General features: G+C 32.6%; 18 protein-coding genes. 13 read left to right on the top strand and 5 right to left on the bottom strand.

All coding sequences use genetic code 11. The annotated features are described in order from the left end of the window. Positions 1–201 precede the first annotated feature (201 nt). The 5 genes from I3217_RS05250 (at position 202) to I3217_RS05230 (ending at position 4,139) form a co-directional block, all read left to right on the top strand. The gene (locus tag I3217_RS05250) at positions 202–843 is read left to right on the top strand and encodes a BfmA/BtgA family mobilization protein (protein WP_435048698.1); all 642 of its coding nucleotides are present in this window, start codon (positions 202–204) and stop codon (positions 841–843) included. Further along, the gene (gene mobB, locus I3217_RS05245) at positions 806–1,843 is read left to right on the top strand and encodes a MobB family relaxase (protein ID WP_435048697.1); all 1,038 of its coding nucleotides are present in this window, start codon (positions 806–808) and stop codon (positions 1,841–1,843) included. Before I3217_RS05250 ends, mobB begins: the two co-directional genes overlap by 38 nt. Beyond that, a complete protein-coding gene (locus tag I3217_RS05240; RefSeq protein ID WP_435048696.1) occupies positions 1,840–3,288 on the top strand; it encodes a type IV secretory system conjugative DNA transfer family protein in 1,449 nt (482 codons plus the stop codon). Before mobB ends, I3217_RS05240 begins: the two co-directional genes overlap by 4 nt. Before the next feature lie 101 nt (positions 3,289–3,389). Then, positions 3,390–3,719, top strand: a complete 330-nt coding sequence (locus tag I3217_RS05235) for a YegP family protein (RefSeq protein WP_435048695.1) — start codon at positions 3,390–3,392, stop codon at positions 3,717–3,719. Between the two features lie 195 nt (positions 3,720–3,914). After that, positions 3,915–4,139 carry a hypothetical protein gene (locus I3217_RS05230; RefSeq protein WP_435048694.1) on the top strand — a complete coding sequence of 75 codons (225 nt, stop codon included), beginning with the start codon at positions 3,915–3,917 and terminating at the stop codon, positions 4,137–4,139. Between the two features lie 25 nt (positions 4,140–4,164). Here the strand turns inward: I3217_RS05230 and I3217_RS05225 are convergent, their stop codons facing one another. Further along, positions 4,165–4,470, bottom strand: coding sequence for a hypothetical protein (locus I3217_RS05225; RefSeq protein WP_435048693.1), 306 nt, complete (start codon positions 4,468–4,470; stop codon positions 4,165–4,167). A gap of 863 nt (positions 4,471–5,333) precedes the next feature. Between I3217_RS05225 and I3217_RS05220 the strand changes: the two genes are divergently transcribed. Genes I3217_RS05220 through I3217_RS05210 form a run of 3 tightly spaced genes read left to right on the top strand, consistent with a single transcriptional unit; the run spans position 5,334 to position 12,179 of the window. Further along, positions 5,334–8,384, top strand: coding sequence for a SusC/RagA family TonB-linked outer membrane protein (locus I3217_RS05220; protein WP_435048692.1), 3,051 nt, complete (start codon positions 5,334–5,336; stop codon positions 8,382–8,384). Positions 8,385–8,403: 19 nt separating this feature from the next. Beyond that, positions 8,404–9,837: a RagB/SusD family nutrient uptake outer membrane protein gene (locus I3217_RS05215; protein WP_435048691.1), complete on the top strand. Its 1,434-nt coding sequence runs from the start codon at positions 8,404–8,406 to the stop codon at positions 9,835–9,837. A gap of 32 nt (positions 9,838–9,869) precedes the next feature. After that, positions 9,870–12,179, top strand: a complete 2,310-nt coding sequence (locus I3217_RS05210) for a zinc-dependent metalloprotease (protein ID WP_435048690.1) — start codon at positions 9,870–9,872, stop codon at positions 12,177–12,179. A 109-nt stretch (positions 12,180–12,288) separates the two neighbouring features. Here the strand turns inward: I3217_RS05210 and I3217_RS05205 are convergent, their stop codons facing one another. The 4 genes from I3217_RS05205 to I3217_RS05190 form a co-directional block, all read right to left on the bottom strand. After that, positions 12,289–12,537, bottom strand: coding sequence for a DUF6520 family protein (locus I3217_RS05205; RefSeq protein ID WP_435048689.1), 249 nt, complete (start codon positions 12,535–12,537; stop codon positions 12,289–12,291). Positions 12,538–12,556: 19 nt separating this feature from the next. Continuing rightward, the gene (locus tag I3217_RS05200) at positions 12,557–12,997 is read right to left on the bottom strand and encodes a MauE/DoxX family redox-associated membrane protein (RefSeq protein ID WP_435048801.1); all 441 of its coding nucleotides are present in this window, start codon (positions 12,995–12,997) and stop codon (positions 12,557–12,559) included. 152 nt (positions 12,998–13,149) lie between these two features. Beyond that, a complete protein-coding gene (locus I3217_RS05195) occupies positions 13,150–14,073 on the bottom strand; it encodes a helix-turn-helix domain-containing protein (protein WP_435048688.1) in 924 nt (307 codons plus the stop codon). Positions 14,074–14,106: 33 nt separating this feature from the next. Beyond that, positions 14,107–14,481, bottom strand: coding sequence for a DUF7793 family protein (locus I3217_RS05190; RefSeq protein ID WP_435048687.1), 375 nt, complete (start codon positions 14,479–14,481; stop codon positions 14,107–14,109). A 244-nt stretch (positions 14,482–14,725) separates the two neighbouring features. On the opposite strand from I3217_RS05190, the gene I3217_RS05185 reads away from it, so the two are divergent. The 5 genes from I3217_RS05185 to I3217_RS05165 all read left to right on the top strand — a co-directional run bounded on the left by I3217_RS05185 (position 14,726) and on the right by I3217_RS05165 (position 19,852). Next, on the top strand, positions 14,726–17,152 hold the full coding sequence (locus I3217_RS05185) for an aminotransferase class I/II-fold pyridoxal phosphate-dependent enzyme (RefSeq protein WP_435048686.1): 2,427 nt from the start codon (positions 14,726–14,728) through the stop codon (positions 17,150–17,152). 69 nt (positions 17,153–17,221) lie between these two features. Next, complete coding sequence (locus I3217_RS05180) at positions 17,222–18,067, top strand: RteC domain-containing protein (RefSeq protein ID WP_435048685.1); 846 nt, start codon at positions 17,222–17,224, stop codon at positions 18,065–18,067. Positions 18,068–18,369: 302 nt separating this feature from the next. Next, the gene (locus tag I3217_RS05175) at positions 18,370–18,648 is read left to right on the top strand and encodes a helix-turn-helix domain-containing protein (protein ID WP_435048684.1); all 279 of its coding nucleotides are present in this window, start codon (positions 18,370–18,372) and stop codon (positions 18,646–18,648) included. 23 nt (positions 18,649–18,671) lie between these two features. After that, entirely contained in the window at positions 18,672–19,193 is a 522-nt protein-coding gene (locus I3217_RS05170; RefSeq protein WP_435048683.1) for a hypothetical protein, read from the top strand. Next, on the top strand, positions 19,190–19,852 hold the full coding sequence (locus tag I3217_RS05165; protein WP_435048682.1) for an ATPase: 663 nt from the start codon (positions 19,190–19,192) through the stop codon (positions 19,850–19,852). The genes I3217_RS05170 and I3217_RS05165 overlap by 4 nt, the downstream gene beginning before the upstream one ends. Positions 19,853–19,952: the final 100 nt, after the last annotated feature.

Below are 19,952 nucleotides of genomic sequence, written 5' to 3'. Positions count from 1 at the left end.
AAGGGCGTTTGGAATTTTGTCCCTGCGGGACGAAATGGAATAGCAAGAGGGTAACGGGCTATACGCCCTGTTACTGGTAGTCACGCTCTGGAAACCCTTGTAAACAAAGGGATTGTAGTAGTATTGATTTTCGACTGTTATCTTGTTTTTAGAGTAAAACGGCGTTCATCACAGTAAAATCAACAAATTTTTAAAGTAAAAATGGATAAAGGTTACGAGAAAGAACAATTCACAACTATAAGTCTAAAGGTGTCTGTGGCTAGGCGCTATCGCATGTTTTGCAAAGAACAGCAACTCTCCTTATCTCTTAACCTGCTCAATATGATTGATTTTTTTAAAGCTAATGGCCTTACTCCAACTGATACACTTGAATCTCATTTAGGTAAAGTTGAAAGTGCTATAAAAAAACGAATCAATTCCCTGGTAGCTATCATTAGGGATATTGAAAGACATCAAACGGCTCCTACTTATGAGATGCTGCAATTATTATTTCAAGAGGCCACTGGAACTATGGAGAAGGCTAATTCAAATGATAATACTATTGCTGGGTTAAAAGTCTTGAAACAGCCACCGATATCCTTTGAGAAACATGATGCAATATTAGAAAAAATGAAAACTGCCCCAGTTGATGGATATACGCATTATAAAAATCAATACTTCCAGACACAACAGAAACTATTGGAACTAAAAGATCTTGTTACTGAAAGTCTGAATCAATCTACATATGTTAATCCGGCTTTCGGAAAAGGGTATGTGCGGATTGATATTACAAAAGAAGATTATACTCAATTAAAAAAACAAAGTAATGTACATGACTATAACAGCTCAGAAACTCGGAAGTAGTTATTTAGATAGTGCCTCTGATTTTGTTGCTTATTTAGAAAAGGAAAATAATTTTAAGACTCCAGAAGAAAGTAAGGAGTATTTTTTTAATCAGGAAAGGGATGATATTCTAAGCGCAGAAGTAATCACAGAAATAGATTCAAATACAAAAAAATTAGAGAAACATGAACCGAAGTTCTATTCAATTACTATCAATCCAAGTCAGAGGGAACAAGCTGTACTTAAGAATCATTCTGAAGAATTGAAAGCCTATACTCGTGAAGTTATGAAAGCTTATGCCCAATCTTTTCATCGGGAAATTGAAGGAAGAAAAGTGCAGGTTAATGATCTTAAATTTTATGCTAAAATTGAATATACAAGAACATATAAAGGAACTGATAAGGTCGTAAAAGAGAATCAACCTTATATCGCACGAATTGCAAAACTTCAAAATGATTCTAGAAAAATTAGCAGGGGAGAATTAAAAGGGAATATCAAAGCAATACAACTTGAAATTGAAAAGAATATACAAGCAGCTCCTCATAAGCAAAATGGAAAAATGATTGAGTCTGGTATGCCAAAGGCGGGTTCTCAATCCCATGTACATATTATTATGAGTCGAAAGGATAAATCCAATCGATATAGTATTTCTCCAGGAAGTAAGTATAAGGCTTCGACTGTAACTTTAAATGGAAAGGAAGTTAAACGTGGTTTTGACAGGGACAGCTTTTATCAAAAAGCAGAACTTCAGTTTGATAAACAATTTAATTATAATCGCCATTATGTGGAACAGTATAAGGCTCGTAAAACTTTATTGAAAACACCCGATCAGTATATGAAAAAATTATGGCAAATGAGTCCGAAACAACGTGCTATCGGATTTCAGATTTTAAAAGATGCAGGGATAAAAACTCTGATTCCAAAGGTGCCAACAAATCAGGCTCAAATTGCAGCTAAAATTGTTAAAGAACTTAAAAGAGGTGCGTGGAAAGCCCTTAGATCTGGATCTATTGAAATATGAGTACAACATGGATCGTATACATCGTATATTTTTTGATAGCGGTAATTTTTATTGCTATGACGCTGTATGTTTTTGTTTGGAATAAGGCAAATTACAAAGTGCATCCAAAGTATCGTATGAAGTTACATTTGATCTCAGGTAGCTTAAAAATTGATAATATCAGAAAAGGAGCTAGTATTATCGGAGCTGCAGGAAGCGGTAAGTCAGAAAGTGTAATTTACCAGTTTCTTTTACATTTTATACAAAATAAATTTTCTGGAATTGTACATGATTATAAAGATCTTGAATTAACCGAGATGGTTTACCCACTTTGTAAAGCATATAAAATTAAACTCTATACAATTGCTTTTGATACCATTTATTATAGAGTAAATCCAATAGCGCCAAATTATTTGCCGAGTGAAGAAAGTGTACATGAGGTGTCAAAGGTGCTTATGGAAAATTTATTAGAGCAGAACCTCTCAGAAGTAATGGGAAGTAATAAATTTTTTTCTGATGCAGTGGAAGGATTACTTTCAGGACTTATTTGGAACCTTAGAAGCTATTATCCTCACTATTGTACATTACCTCATTTAATAGCGCTATACCAATATCTGGATAAAGATGGTTTGGTTAAGTTTTTAAAAACAGATATCACTTCACAAGCCATGGCAAGTGCCTTTTTACATGGTGTGGATTCAGAAAAACAAACGGCAGGGGTGAGAAGTACGCTCTCTAATGCTTTTAAAAAAATAAGTTCTAGAAAGCTGTTTATGGCGCTTTCAAAAGATGAAGTACCTTTAAATATCAATGAAGAAAGCCATAAAGGGATAATAGTTATTTCAAATCACCCTAAATATGAGTCTACATTTGCACCGATTATTGCCATGGTGATGCATACAGTAGTAAAGCAAATGAGTGAGAGGAATCGAGAATCTGCTTTTATTCTTATGGAAGAAGCTCCAACAATTAAATTATTGCATATGCATCGAATACCTGCTACACTGCGTAGTTATGATATTACTACGGTATATGTGATGCAAGATAAAATACAAAATGATATGCTTTATGGAGATAAGGCCAGTCGGGCAATTATTAGTAATCTGTCTTATCAATTTTTTGGAAAAGCTAATGATCCAGATACTGCGAAATACTATGAAAGCTTTTTTGAAATCATAATCAAACCTACGAGATCTGTTACAAGTGGAAGTGGTTGGTCCTCCAATAGTAGGATAACTAAAGGAGAAAGGGAGGTTAGTAAGAGAAGAGCGAATGAATTTTTTAAACTTAAAACAGGGCAATTTGTGGCCTTTGCAGATGGGAAAGATAAAAAGGTACAATTCAGATTACTGGATATAAAAAAGAAAAGGCCACCTTTAGTTAAAGATTATACAGAAGAAGATTTAGATTTTAATTTTAAAAAGATTCATAGCGAAGTCAGAGGAATGTTTGAGTCAGATTCGTAGATTAGAATTTAAAATTGAGCTAAAGGTAATATGTAAAGAGGTTTCTTACTTGATTGTCATAATTTTAGTATATTTAAAGAGATATAATTTAACTACATATTATGGCAAAATTTGAAATTTATAAGGATAATGGCGGAGAATTCCGTTTTAGACTTAAAGCAAGTAATGGACAAAATATTCTGGCTAGTGAAGGGTATGCTGCTAAATCAGGTTGTACTAATGGTATTGAATCTGTAAAGAAGAATGCTCCAGATGAATCAAAATATGAACGTTTAGAATCTAAAAGCGGTAGTCCTTACTTTAATTTAAAAGCAGGAAATAATCAAGTGATTGGTACCAGTCAAATGTATTCATCTACCAGTGCCATGGAAAATGGCATACAATCCGTGAAAACAAACGCTCCTAGCGCAGAAGTAGAAGATTTGACATAAATTAATTATAAATCTTAGTTTTAAAGGCTACAAATTCTTGTAGTCTTTTTTATTCAATGATATTCTGTATTATATAATTATAAAAAGATTGTAACGAGATTTTTGTGGTTTTATACAACAATAGGAAAGATCACTTTGTAATATTTATACTCGTTTTATAATATCAATTGTGCTATCTGAATTAACGATAATTAAATGACCTTATATGAATTTAATAGACTGTCTGAAGGAGAAAAATTTAATCAGACATTTAATAAGGGATCTTTCATAGATTCGAAAGTAGAAGGAAGTTTTAGATATGCCCTATACGCCCTGGATATGTTTTTTGTTGAAATTAAATATAATAGCACTAAAAATAAATTTGAAGGTTTAAAGAGCTTTACAACAGGGGAGTTGCTTGATAAATATTCAGATATATAAAAAAAAAATTATAGGAATAAATAAATTATTCGGGGATGTTTTCCCCATATTTTTCTTCAAATTCTTGAAAAAGTAATTTTAAAGAGTATTTTTCATGTCTACAAATATTGTAAATAGTAGAAAAAGGTAAATCGTATCCACTTGAAGATTTTATCTTACTAATTGTCGATGATGAAAGGCCTACTAAGCTAGCATATACATTTTGAGACACATTTAGCCCTTCTTTATTTTTCGGTTGTCTTAAAAATTTATCAGAAATAAAATTGCATAAATGCTCATTTATTAGAGCATTTGCAGAGTTCAGTTTTTCTTTAGTTATTTTTTCGGACATTAAAATGAGTTATCATTTCAAATGAAATAAATATTAAAAAAATAACTGTTCGCTTTAGCGAATGATTAAAAAGAATTCGTATATTGAACCAGTAAAAATCAATGATTAAAAAAGATAGACTCAAATTAAAATAATTTAAAATCTCAAAATTAAAAATTGGTACTTTTTAAAAATGAGATAATTAGTAGATAGCTCACACCAATTGGTGTGAGCGTCCTAATTGCAGTTTAGACAAAATGCTTATATATTATTTTATAATAAATCTTAATTGATGCCTATTGAAAAAGATTAAAGGATACCAAGGTTTAAAAATTAGAAAAGCGCAATTTAATGTTGAGTTGACAGCGTATTTCTTGTTGTATCCTAAAAAGCCGAAGTGCCCTATATAAAACACATACTTTTTGTTGCAGGAGTGACGTCATGATGATCGTTAGCTAAATATTTAAGCTAATTCTGGTATGCGAAAACTTCTTTCTCCTGTAATTCACGATTTCACATAGTCATGGTATCCAGCCATGAAACAATATTCCCTAAGTATTAACTAAAGTCCTTACTCGGGTAAGGTGTGCTTTGTATTAATTTAAATAAAAACGCCTATGAATTAAAGATTTTGAATTAGTCTGAACAATATCTGGGTAGCTGTAATTCCATTTTAATTACGGATAAGGTATGTATTGGTTTACTACCCAGTTATTAAAAATTAAACTAGAGATTTAATTAATAATAAATAATAGCCTATGGAATAAACAGACCCAAATATTAAAGAAGAAAATGGATATGAAAAAGAACCCTCCATTCACCGTGGAAAGTACTTGGAGGGCAAATTCAATTAAAACAACGTTTAATTAAACCAACCCAAAATTATGAAAAATACCTTTTTTAACAAGGTAAGGATACAACTATTTTGTATCCTGCTAATAGTAATTTCTCTAAACTCAAATTTAGTTTTAGGGAATTTCAAACATACAAAGTTAAACTTTAGAGCCTTACAACAACAGATTAGTGGAAATGTTGTTGATAGTAATAATATGCCCATAGCAGGCGTAAATATTCAAATTAAAAATACCTCAAACGGAGCATATACTAATCAGGATGGTCACTTTACATTAATTGCAAAATCAACAGATGTCCTTGTTTTAAGTTATCTTGGTTTTGAAACACAAGAGATTTTAGTTGGGGCAAAGATTCAATTAACTATTGTCTTACAAGAAGATATTACGGCTTTAGATGCTGTTACGATTAATGCAGGATATTATTCCGTTTCAGAAAAACAACGTACTGGAAATATTGCTAAAATTGACACAAAGGTTATAGAAAAACAGCCTGTCAATAACCCTTTATCGGCAATGCAAGGCCATATGTCTGGAGTAAATATAGTGCAAAATACAGGCCTGCCAGGAGGAGGTTATTCTATTGATATACGTGGTAAAAATTTTATAAATAGTGGGACAGATCCTCTATATATTATAGATGGAGTTCCTTATGGTTCTGAATCATTAGGTTCAGTTTATATTTCTTCCGGCATTAATCGCGGAAATACCAATCCTTTAAACGCGATTAATCCAAATGATATTGAAAGTATAGAAGTTTTGAAAGATGCCGATGCAACTGCAATTTACGGTTCAAGAGCTGCAAATGGTGTTGTACTAATTACAACTAAAAAGGGAAAAAAAGGCCAAACAAAATTCAATTTAAACCTGAATAGTGGATTAGGACGTGTGTCTCATTTTTTAGATCTCCTAAATACAGAAGAATACTTGGCACTTAGAAGAGAAGGTATTACAAATGATGGTCGATTAGATCTACTTAATAATCCTGCTTATGACTTTATTTGGCCTGATTTGAAACTTTGGGATCAAAATAGGTATACAGATTGGCAGAAAAAACTTATTGGGGGTACAGCGTATAGAAATAATATGCAATTATCCGTTTCTGGAGGAGGAGAACAAACCCAATTTTTAATAAGTGGTTCACATCAAAATGAATCAACTGTATTCCCGGGTGATTCTAGATACAAAAAGACTTCGATTCATACTAATCTAAATCATCAATCAAAAAATCAAAAGTTTAAAGTTAATTTTTCTACTATTTATTCTAAAGAAGATAATAGGTTGCCAAGATTGGATTTAACTGGAGCAGCTTATACATTGGAACCCAATGCGCCTAAATTGTATGATGATAATGGTGAGCTTAATTGGGAAAATAATACTTTTGATAATCCATTAGCTTTATTAGAAGAAACCTATCAGGCTGATATTAATACAATTGTATTAAACGGTGGTGTGGCATATCAAATACTGCCTAGCTTGGGGGTTAAAGCTAATTTAGGGTACAATAACTATAATTTTGCTTCATATAGATTACTTCCTAATACTTCAAGAAATCCTCGATTTGGATTTACACCAGAAAGTTATTCTAATATTACAACAAATGACTCTGATCGAGAGTCATGGATCGTTGAGCCTCAAATTGATTGGAAAGAAAAATTTGGAAAATTAAATATTAAAGCTCTATTAGGAACTACTTTTCAAAGACAAACCATGGATCAATTAGTTTTGACTGCACGAGGTTTTCCTAATAATAGTTTAATGCAAAATCTCTCAGCGGCTAATACTATTCAAATAGATGAAGATAATGCCAGTACTTATTCCTACCAAGCTTTTTTTTGTCGTCTTAATTTTAATTGGGATGATAAGTATATATTGAATTTAACAGGTAGGAGAGATGGTTCTTCTCGGTTTGGTCCAGGAAGTCAGTTTGGTAATTTTGGAGCAGTTGGTGGAGCATGGATCTTTTCAGAAGAAGAATTTATTAAGAATACCGGTTTGCTCACTTTTGGAAAGTTAAGAGCTAGTTATGGGATAACAGGCAGTGATAATATAGGGGATTATAAGTTTCTTGATTCTTATAGTATAACAGGAAACGATTATAATGGAAATCTTTTACTTGAACCTACAGGGATTTATAACCCTGAATTTGCTTGGGAAGTTAATAATAAATTAGAGTTAGCATTCGAATTAGGATTTTTTAATAATCGCTTAACACTTAACTCTGTTTGGTATAGAAACCGTTCTTCAAATCAATTGATAGGTATTCCATTAGCCAGTACAACTGGTTTCTCTGAATTGACAGGTAACTTTGATGCAACTGTTGAAAATACAGGTTTAGAGTTTGATTTTAATTCAATCAATATAAGTAATGGAGATTTTAAATGGAATACCGTATTTAATCTAACCATCCCTAAAAATAGATTGTTAAAATTTCCCGATTTAGAATCTTCCACTTTTGCCAATCAATATATATTGGGAGAACCATTGAGTATAAAACGTTTGTTTCATGCTTTAGGAGTGGACTCAAGTACAGGAGTCTATCAGTTTGAAGATTATAATGAAGATGGAGTAATCAATAGCTCAGGAGATAGAAATTGGATCGAGGACTTTTCTCCTGAATTCTATGGGGGACTGGGGAATTCTATTAGTTATAAAAATCTAAGTTTAGATTTCTTTTTTCAATTTAAAAAACAACGGGCTTTCAATACAAAGAGTGTGCAAGTTGCTCCCGGTTACAGAAGAAATGTCCCGGTTAGTTTATTAAATCATTGGCAAAACCCAGGAGATACCTCTGAATATATGTTAGCGACAGGTGGCTTGAATTCTAGTTTATACCCAAGTATAAGTTATCAAACTATTAGTAGCGCAGCAGTTAGTGATGCTTCGTTTATTCGATTGAGGAATATCACATTAAATTTTAAAATACCCAAATCAGTACTACCTAATTTGGATCTTAATTTATACCTGCAGGGCCAAAACTTATTTACAATTACAGGATTTGATGGACCAGACCCTGAAATGTCTTCACTTATAATTTTACCGCCTTTACGTCAATTCACTATTGGTGCGCAAATTGGCTTCTAATTAAAAAACACACTGTATTATGAAAAATCTAAAAACCAACATAATTGAATTTATACCCCAAAATAATATTGGGAACTATTGCATTGAAAAAGTTATACCAATTACTCTCTTAGTCTTAAGTATTGTAGTTTTGAGTTGTAATGATTTTGTAGAGGTCGATCCTCCTGAAAAATTTCTAATATCAGAAACAGTATTTGATGATCCTGCAACAGTAGAATCTACTTTAGCTAATATCTATTATAAGATGAGGGAGCAAGGTTTAGTTTCAGGTCGATATGGTTTAAGTAGTATTATGGGGATATATAGTGATGAATTGGATTACTATTTATTCAATACAGAATATCAGGAATTCTATGCACATAGTGTTATGTCTTCAAATCAACTTGTCACAGGTTGGTGGAGTCATGCATATAATATTATTTATGCTTCGAATGATATTATTAGTGGAGTTAAAAATTCAAATGCATTAAGAGAGGAAGAACAGAATCTATTTTTAGGACAAGCTCTTTTTATTCGTGCATTTATGCATAGCTTATTGGTTAATCTTTATGGGGATATCCCATATATCGCTACTACTAATTATATCGAAAATAATATGGTAGCTCGTATCCCTGAAAATGTCGTTTATGACAATATAATTTATGACCTTGTTCAGGCAGTATCGCTGTTAGAAGGGACTCAACCTACAGGGGAACGCGTTATTCCAAGTCAGGCAACAGCTAAGGCTTTACTATCTCGAATGTACCTCTACACTAAACAATATGAACTAGCTGAACAAATAGCCAGTGAACTTATATCTAGTTTTAGTTTAGAACAAGATATAACAAAAGTGTTTTTAAAGGATTCTAGCGAAACGCTTTGGCAATTTAAGCCTAATGGTATTACAGATATGAATACTTATGAAGCAAATGAATTTGTTATTCAGGCTGTACCAGGCCAAACCTATGCATTAAGCTCCCAACTAGTAGATGAATTTGAATTGAATGATTTGAGGCTTTATCATTGGGTTGGTTCCAAGAGCAGCGAAGATGGATTAACAACTTTAATGTTTCCATATAAGTATAAGGCTATATTCTCAGAAACTAATGCTTTGGAATATTCTATTTTATTTAGATTGACAGAACAATATCTAATTCGTTCAGAATCTAGAGCAAATTTAGGGGATACTAGCGGATCTTTGGAGGATTTAAACATTATAAGAAAACGAGCGGGATTGGAAGATGTAACTATAATTTCTCAAGGAGATTTAATTGAGGCCATTTTGCATGAACGTCAAGTTGAATTGTTTACTGAATTTGGTCAACGCTGGTTTGATCTTAAACGTCTAGAAATGGCTGATAATATTCTAAGCCCAATCAAACAAAATTGGAAATCTACGGATGTGTTATTGCCAATTCCAGAATCTGAATTGGAACTAAATTCTAATTTAAGACCACAAAACCAGGGGTATTAAAACTTGTATAAATAATCACTAAAAGTAATAAGATGAGAGTTTATATAATTTTGTTTGTTCTGCTAAATTCTTTTTGCTCTTTAACTGCTAAGGAACTACAGGCTATTGATATAGGTGTGTCAAATAGTATTCATGAATCAGTTCCAAAGGATAAATTTTTAAAAGTTTGTTTGGATCAGCAGCAGCTATTGTTAGAATTACCATCATCTATGTTAAATACAGAAATGATTTTAGTAAATCATAGCGATGGTTATAAAGTTGAACAACAGAATATTATTTGGTCAAAGATTGAAAATCAGATTGTATTAGAGACTAAACATATACACTCTGTAAATGATTTTTTTATCCCCTTAGAAAACAATAAGTCTGCAGTTCGAAATATTTTGGGAGTTTTTCCAATTATTAAGGATAAAGGGAATAGTTCATCTTATTGGATTGATATTTCAGATGTGTTTTTAACTACTAATTTGAATTGGAGTTATAGTCAAGGGAGTTCAATTTTAAAAGATCTATCATTTATTAAACAGGCTTATAACTTAAAAGAAGAGGTGATAATTAGCACGGAATGCACTTTTATGGAACAACAACAAAAGGTTTCAAAGTCCATAGATTTTAGTATTTACTTGCTTCCAGAGGTAATGCAATCTAGAAAATTTGATTACCGGATGGGATTTGATGTAGAGGATAATACAACTTTTATTCGAAGTCAAACTAGTAATAGTAAGGCAAGTATAATTAAATGGCGTTTAATCAAGAAACATCCTAGTAAGCCACTTAGTGAACCTGTAGAGCCTATTGTGTTTTATTTATCTTCCGAGATACCTTATAAATGGAAATCCTATGTCAAAGCTGGTATTTTAGAATGGATTCCAGCATTTGAGGCTGCAGGTTTTAAAAATGCTATTGAGGTTAAAGACTCTTCTCCTAAGGATTCATTATTTAGTGTTAATTCCGTGAACTATTCAAAAGTGCTTTGGGGTAAGTATCGCGATGTAAGAGGGTATGAGGACATAGGAAGTGCTACAGTCACGAAGGTTATAGATAAAAGAACTGGAGAAATTTTAAAATCAGATATTATCTTTAATGCCACTCTTGAGTATCTATCAGATTCGTATTTTATTAGGTGTGCTCCTTTGGATTCCCGAACTCAGAATTATCCTTTTCCAGATGAACTCTTAGGTAGGTTAATTCAATCGGTGATAGCTCATGAGGCTGGGCACTCATTTGGGATTATGGATAGCAATTATGGAGAATCTACTTATAGAATTGAAGATATAAGGGATGAGAGTTGGTTGAGTAGTATGGGATTTACACCAAGTATTATGAACTATGATAGGCATAATTTTATTGCACAGCCAGAGGATAATCTTTCACCACATTTATTAATGCCAAAAGTAGGACCAGCGGATATATATAATATTCGTTGGGCTTATACACCTTTGTTTGATTCTAATTCAGACCTAGAGGATTTAGCTTTTATTGAAGAGTCAGTGCGGTTACAAGATTCAATTCCTTGGATTCGACTTAGTAAAAGCCGTCATGAAACCATTGGTCCTGGATCAACAAATGAAGTAGTTACAAATACTAATCCTATTAAAGGTTTTTCATTAGGTTTAAAGAATCTGGAAAGAGTTATATCTCTTATACCTTTGGTGCAGAGTGATACTAGAGACTTTGCTTTACAAGAAAGGTTATACCTTAAGTCAGTTGAATTATGGTATAAGCAATTGGAGTTTATGATATCTGTAATTGGAGGGTACAATGTGCAATACAAATCTGATAGGCAAGCAGGAAATATTTATACTCCAATTCTTGAAACTCAGCAAAAAGAGACCTTGACTCTTATACTTACTCAGATTTGTTCACCTCCTAATTGGCTTGTTAAACCAAATTGGAGAGCCAAATACACATATACAACGTATCCCGATGTTGTCTTAGAAAGGCAGGTAAAACTAGCTTTTGAATTAATTAAACCACAGCGACTGAAACGGATAGAATATTTAGAGAATAATTATGAGTTTAACGATTATTCTAGGTCTTACTTAGCAGAGATTAGTTCAAATCTATTTTCAGAATTGGATCTAGAAAATGTAGTGATTTCCTCAAGAAAGCAGGCTTTGCAACGTCAATTTATATTAAAGTTAGTTCAAGGTATAACTCAGGAAACACCTACTGTAATAGCTGATAAAAATTATATGAATTACAGTCAAAAGGCACAAAGTCTCTTTATGAGTGAAATATTATGGCTAAAAGATCGTATTTCTAAAAGTATTGTAGGAATAAAAGATGAATCCACATTAGGGCATTTAAAGTTAATTTTGAATGTAGTAGAGGAGTATTAGTTTAATGGAAGTAACTTTAAAGTAATTATGTCGCAATTCATAATTGCTGATTTGCTAATTTAAGAAACGGTGCTATTCATTCTGCACCGTTTCTGTTATTAAAAAGTAATTAAATGTTCTTATGTAACGGATTCAGTAAATTCTGATCAGCATAGACTTGAAATCCATTGTATTCACAAGGGATGACTCCCTCCATAGGGCAATCTGTACCTCCAGGAACTTGTTGTATCCCAGGAATAGAGGGATCGTCATAATATCCAGTTGTATTAACAGTATTAGATTCTGTGGCGAAAGCTAAACCTACAGCTAGAACCATTACAAAAATGGGCAAAATTGATTTTAAAACTTTAGTTTTCATAATATTAAAATTTAAATGATTAATGACCTACTCTTTTAACAGGTTTTCGATCTTTCCCCTGCAATCGCGCAATTGAATTTTTATGTTTTAGTAGTATAATGCCTAGTACAGAAAATAATATAAAGGTTAGGTTAAACAAGATGTGATTGGTCCAGCTTAAACTGGCAAGTACGCCTCCGCATGAACATGGAATATAGTTGCTAAAACTTAGAACCGTCAAGATGTATATAGTGAAAATACTCAGAGCGAAAAGACTGCTGTAAAATCCCAATAATTTATGTTTTATAGAAATTAGAGTTAGACCTATTAATAATTCTATTCCGGGAAGTAACCATAAAATTATATTTGAAAATGATGCTATATATGGGGATTTACTGAGTTGAGATTTAAAATGTTCGAAATTAATTAGTTTGGAAAGGGCAGTATATACAAATAGTAAAACCAATACATTCGATATCATTGCAAGAATATTATCCGAATATTTATGAAGCCATTTCATACCATTTGATTGTGTTTGATTAACAATGGTATAAAGTTAGCCAAGGCAAATGACCCCTAAGGGATTAAAATTGGTCTGTAAGGGATTAAATAAAATTTAGGGTAAAATAGAGCCTAAGAATTTAAACGAAGTACTTTTGGGCGGTAAGAATAATAGGAATAAAACTCTCTGGAGAAGTGAGAAGCCGTTTTAAACCCTACAGTTTTAGCTATTTCTTTAAAAGACATGTTAGTGTGTTCTACCAGTATATGAGATTTTTTGAGTCTTTCCGTTTTTAGAAATTGGAAAACGGTCATACCATAGAGCTCTTTAAATCCTTTTTTTAGTTTAAATTCATTAATACCAAAATTATGAGCCAGATCTTTTAAAGAAGGTAAGTCATCCTCTAAATTATCGATGATGTATTTACCAGCAACTCGAATGTTATCAATATCCTGAGAAGATAATACCTGTTTAATTGTTTGATTTTTCTTTCCTTTTGTATTAAGGGATTCGAGATTTAATTTTGAAGGGGCCTCCCTTTGAACTAAGTCAAAAGTAGTGAGTAATGTTAAGTTTTTGAGCCTATCGTTGTTTTGTAATTTCACGCCATAACATTGGGCATTAAATAATAAACCATTTTTTGTTTTAAAAGTCAGCTTAATTGTATTGTGAAAATTGAATTTAGAATTTACTGTGTTCCATGTTTCTATAGAGGTGTCGTGAAGTAATGTGTGAAAAGAAGTACTTAAAATTTCTGATGGTTCATAGCCTAAAAGCATTATTGATTTATGATCCACATCCAGAATTTTTTGATTCTCATCTAAGACAAAAACAATCTGAGTTATATGTTTATAGGCGTTTCTGAAATTTATGTAGCCTTCATGTAAAAAGGAATCTTTAATTTCTTCTGTAACCATGTTTACTAGCACAGAAAGTGCCTCTATTTCATCCTTTTTATCGGTGCGTTCTATTTGAAATGAAAAATTGCCGTTAGAAACTTCTAAAAGTTGGTTATATATATGTTCCAAGCGTATTTTGTCTTCTGGATTTAGCATTGTTTTTTTTATGTTACATAAATAAAATCTCTCTTATGAATCAACGTATTCGTTTAAAAAGCGTAGGGCATTAGTTTCATCTTTAAACACATTTATAGGTACGGAAGGGAGGCTACCTTTTATATAAATTTTAGAGTATACTTCAGAAATAGGGTTGTTAGAAATTAAGGCTAAAGCTTTAATTAGGACAAAACCATCTGTTGAGAAATAACGTTTGGCTAACATATCAAAATGTTTAACCCCTCGGATATCACAAAGGATTGGAAAGGCCTTTCCTTGTTGAAGTTTTAATCGGTCATCTCTCACCAATTTGGCTGCTTCAAGTTGTATTTCTACTCCATTTTTATATACAGAATAGAGTACCCCATCTTTTAGCCAAGTGGAGGCAAAATCATTTTCTAATTGCATTTAACTGGTACTTTTAAAGGTAATGAGGTTTTTAAATTACATTTTTTTTCAATAGGTAGGTTTAAAAAATGTAAGAAAACTCTAAAACATATCTGTAAGGGATTTTTTTTGGTCTATAAGGGATTATTTGGATTATTGGAGCATATGCATTGATACTGCTTAATTCCTTTTGGTTAGTTTACACTGCATTTTAATGTGATTTAGAATGAATACAGTCCAATAATTAATAATCCAAAAAAATCATATGGCAAAAATTAAAGCAAACAACTTTTTAGATATCGTTGATGAAGTATTTACTGATGCAACGAAACATGGCGTGATACATCTGTATGCCGATGGGGAATCCTTATCCGGACGGACCATCGGAATTAATAATAAATCTCTATTTCATTTTGGAACTACAGGGTATTTAGGCCTAGAGCAGGACGAGCGATTAAAACGTGCTGCAGTGGAAGCTATTTTACGTTATGGTACTCAGTTTCCTTTGTCTAAAACCTATGTATCGCATCCTTTGTATCAAAATTTAGAAGATAAAATGACAGAAATCTATGGTAATCCTGTGGTCATTACTAAGAACAGTACCTTGGGGCATATCGGAGTCATACCGAGTGTGGTTTCTGATTCCGATGCCATTATTTTAGATCACCAAGTACATTGGAGTGTTCAAAATGCAGCCAAAGTTTTAAAAACAAGAAGCGTTCCAATAGAAATGATTCGTCATAATAATTTAAATATGCTGGAGGATAAGATAAAAGCCTTGTCTTCTAAACATGAAAAAATATGGTATATGGCTGATGGTTTATATTCTATGTTTGGTGATGCTGCTCCAGTAAAGGAACTATTAGAATTAAGCAATAAATATCCTCAATTACATCTCTATTTTGACGACGTTCACGGAATGAGCTGGGCAGGAAAGCACGGTTCTGGATATGTGATGCAGGAACTAGGAGATTTACCAGAGCATGTTTTTGTGTTTGGTACACTAAGTAAAACTTTTGGTGCCAGTGGAGCAGTAATGACTTGTTCTAACAAAAAGATGCACAGTAAAATAAAAACATTTGGAGGACCTTTAACATTCTCGGCGCAATTGGAACCTGCCTCAGTTGCAGCTGCTATTGCGTCAGCAGAAATTCATTTGTCAGAAGAGATATATACTTTGCAGGGTGAATTACAACAGCGTATTCGTTTATTTAATGATTTACTTTTAGAAACGGATTTACCTCTGGTAGAGGTAAATAATTCTCCTGTGTTTTATATAGGAACAGGTATGCCTATTACCGGATATAATTTTGTTAACCGTTTAATAAAGGATGGCTTTTTTGTTAACCTGGGGCTGTTTCCGGCAGTTCCTGTGAAAAATACAGGGGTGAGAATTACGATTTCACGACATAATAGACCTGAAGAAATTAAAGCGCTTACAGAGGCTATGGAATATCATTTTCCAAAAGCTCTGGAAGCAACTCACACGACATCAAATAAAGTATTTAGTGCCTTTAATCTGAATAAAAGGAAAGATGATTCTATAGGAGTTAAAACCAGTCAAGGCCTTATGTTGGAATATGCTGAATCCATATCTGAACTAGACAGGACAGTTTGGGATGAACTCTTCGGAAATCAAGGGGTGTTTGATTATAAGGGATTAGAGTTTTTAGAAGAGACTTTCTGTAATGCTGATAACCCCGAATCGCATTGGAAGTTCTATTATTTTATTATCAGGGACCAATTGAATAAACCTGTATTGGCAAGCTATTTTACTTATGGACTTTGGAAAGAAGATATGCTGGCTCCAGAATCTGTTTCCAGAGAAATTGAGAAGTTAAGAGTAAATAATCCTCTGTATATGACGTCCTATGTCCTGAGTATGGGATCTCTGTTTACTGAAGGTGACCACTTATTTTTAGATACGTCTCACCCCTTATGGATAAATGCCTTACATCTTTTATTTAATGAGCTGGATATTTTGGACAGAATTTTGAAACCCTCCATGATTGTACTTCGGGATTTTAAAAAAGATGAAGTACTTAATGAGTTTTTTCATAATCATGGATTTTTTAAGGTATCTATGCCTGAATCAGCTTATATCTCTGATTTTAAATGGAAGGGAGTGGAACAATTCTATAAAAATTTAAGCTCCAGATCTAAACGGCATTTTAAGAAAGATGTATTGCCTTTCCAGTCTTATTTTAATGTGGAGGTCTTAACTCAAATTTCACTGGAACAACGTGATGAATTTAATGCCCTTTTTCAGCAAGTTAGAAGGAATAATCTGGGTTTAAATACTTTTGATTATCCACTTAGTCTAATAGATAATATGTCTGCACATCCTAACTGGGAATTTATAGTTCTAAATCTTAAGAAAGAACACGCTAAGGCAAATCACGACATCTGTGTTGGTGTTATGTTTTGTTATAAAAATGTAGCTAATACCTATGTTCCTGCTTTTATAGGTATGGATTATACCTATGTTAAAGATTTCCAAGTGTACCGTCAATTACTTTATCAAACTATAAAGCGAGCAGGTGAAATCGGCATGAGTCACATTGATTTTGGAATGACGGCTGCCTTTGAGAAGAAAAAACTGGGCGCACAAATATGTCCTAAGGTCGCTTACATGCAAGCCAAAGATAACTTTTCCATGGAATTGCTAGAGATGATGGGAAATAAGAAGTAATGCAAAAATTAAAATAATATGTAATTAATCATACCTAATCCCTCAAGGTATTTTAAAAGAATAGATTGGATGGATAAAAATTATGATCGCGTGGTCGTAGAGTTTCAGAATAAACTTTCTGAATTAAATACGGGTAAAACAAATAGTCTTAAAAATTTAAATGAAGGCATCCTTTTGTGTAATAATGCACTTTATCATTTAAAAAGCATTGTAGATAGGCGCGGTTTTAAAAGTATTGAAGAAGAAATCTATTTTTTTAAACGGATTAAGGTTGAACCATTAAGTGTACTGGTCTATTTGTCAGAAGTAAGATCCTGCCAATTGTTGATGCCTAAGGTTGGCAGGAATAATAAATTAGCATACCTGAAGAAAAGAATTGGAAGAATAAATAAGTTTTTTAACAGAAACTGGGATTTTGTACACTATATGGATCAGGAACTATGCTATCTTGATAAACAATATTTTACAAGATCCTATCAGGTATTCCCTTTGTATGCGTTACCGGAATCTTTATATCTGGACCCTAATTATTTTACATCTCATGATATGTTATGGGCCAGAATAAAAGGAATGAATCAATTTGTCTCCTATATTAAAAATCTAATGCGGGACATTGAATTACAAGATAAATCTTCACTGTCAAATGCGTCCTTACATAAATCTTTACAATGGACGTCTTCAAAGACCGCTTTGATAGAATTAATTTATGCTTTACATGAATCACAAGTGATTAATAATGGAACCGATGATTTAAAAGCTTTAGCTCAGATTTTTGAGCAACTATTTGAACTCCCCTTGGATAATATCTATAAAACTTATTCAGAAATCAAGGCTCGTAAAGGGATTAGGGCTAGATTTCTAGAAGAACTTACAGAGCGTTTTAATCGCAGAATGGATGGAGATGACGCTTTATAAGTATATTTTAATTATCAAATTAATCATGTAACTACGACGATATTACGTTTTTAGTTTTCTTCTTTATTAATAAGGTTATGTAATTGTTTTGTAAGTGTTTTATGGCTGATTAGACCTGCTGAAACAGCCTAAAATACATCAAATTTTATAATGTTAAAATTTGACGTAACTACGAACAGATTACGAATAAACCATATTAAAAACATTCAGCTTTGTTAAACGAAAGTCAAATCATGATAAAGCCACTCAAAAGTTATTTTAAGGGATGATTTAGGTGGCTTTATTTTTTAAAAACAAAGCAAATGGGAGTAAGAGTTATTACAACAGATGATCTTCGAGAATTTAAATTGGAATTACTTGAAGACTTAAAAGAATTACTAGTAAAAGAAACAGAGTATAAGGCCAAAAAATGGCTAAAATCTCCTGAAGTTCGGGAACTATTGGGTATATCTCCAGGAACATTACAAAACTTAAGAATAAATGGAACGCTGCCGTATTCCAAGGTTGGAGGTGTGTTGTATTATGATTATCAGGAAATTATAAAAGTGATTGAGAATAATAGAATCCATAACACGTTTTAAAAGTTTAAAGTGCTATGGAAGAGATGAATTATATAAAACATTTGAATGCTGTTTTTGCACTCTTTGCCAAAGACGGGCGTTTAAATCCTACCCATATAAGTTTGTATATCGCTCTGTTTCAACTCTGGAATTTATACCATTTTCCAAAGGAATTTTATATCAATCGGCAGGAGGTGATGAGTTTAGCCAAAATAGGATCTAAATCAACCTATCACCGATCCATAAAAGCCCTGTCGCTTTGGAGCTATTTAGTATATCATCCTTCAAAAAATAAATTTAAAGGCAGTCAAATTATGATGTTCAAATTTGGGACAAGTAGTGGACAAGAAGTAGACCCCATCTGTCCCAAAAATGGTACAAGAAGTGGACAAGAAGTGGTATCTAAAATAAAACATATACAAACAGGAATAAACATAGAAAATGAGAATAAACACGAACAATTACATTTTAATTCATTTTCTGAAAATCAAAAACGATATGGCAGTGTCCCATATCAGGACAACTTAAAAGTAAGTGCAAATAAAAATTATGATGAGCCACTATGAAATATATTCAACCACATATTATCATTGAAGGCAATCGCGAGTATTGTCTTGGTGATTTAAAAGGAAACAAGATTATTTATAATTTTGAAAGTATCTTAAACTATTTGACGGATAAGGGACAACAGGAATTTGGAACCATATTCAAAATCCATGATGAAGACCGAGATATTCTATTTAAACTTTGTAATTATATTATTCGGGATCAGGAGAATTGCAAACGTCTGGACATTGATATCAATAAAGGCATTTTACTAAGTGGACCTGTAGGTTGCGGTAAAACCAGTTTAATGAAATTACTCAGATGCATCGTTCCACATCAAAAACCGTATAAAATAATACCGGCTCGGAATGTTGTGTTTGGGTTTAATCATCTGGGGTATAAAACTATTGAAGATCACGGAAATAGTAATTATGTATGTTTTGATGATCTGGGAATTGAACCCCTGGGTAGACACTATGGGAAAGATTGTAATGTCATGGGGGAGATCATACTCTCGCGTTATGAATTGTATTTAAATCATAAAGTAAAGACGCATATTACAACCAATCTGAATGCCCAAGAACTAGAAGAACGTTATGGTAAACGCGTGCGATCAAGAATGCGGGAGTTGTTTAATTTAATTGCCTTTGAAACTACAACCAAAGATAAACGGCGTTAGGGGATGGGACTTTAAAGTGATTTAATGTACTGGTTGATTTCTTGAAAAATGGAAATCAAAATGCACTTAATAATCTTGCAAAGCTTTTTGTAAACTGTTT

The sequence above is a fragment of the Formosa sp. S-31 genome (assembly GCF_051172795.1).
GTDB lineage: Bacteria > Bacteroidota > Bacteroidia > Flavobacteriales > Flavobacteriaceae > Formosa.
The sequence above is the reverse complement of the archived record's forward strand: the minus strand, read 5'-3'. Positions and strand labels throughout refer to the sequence as shown.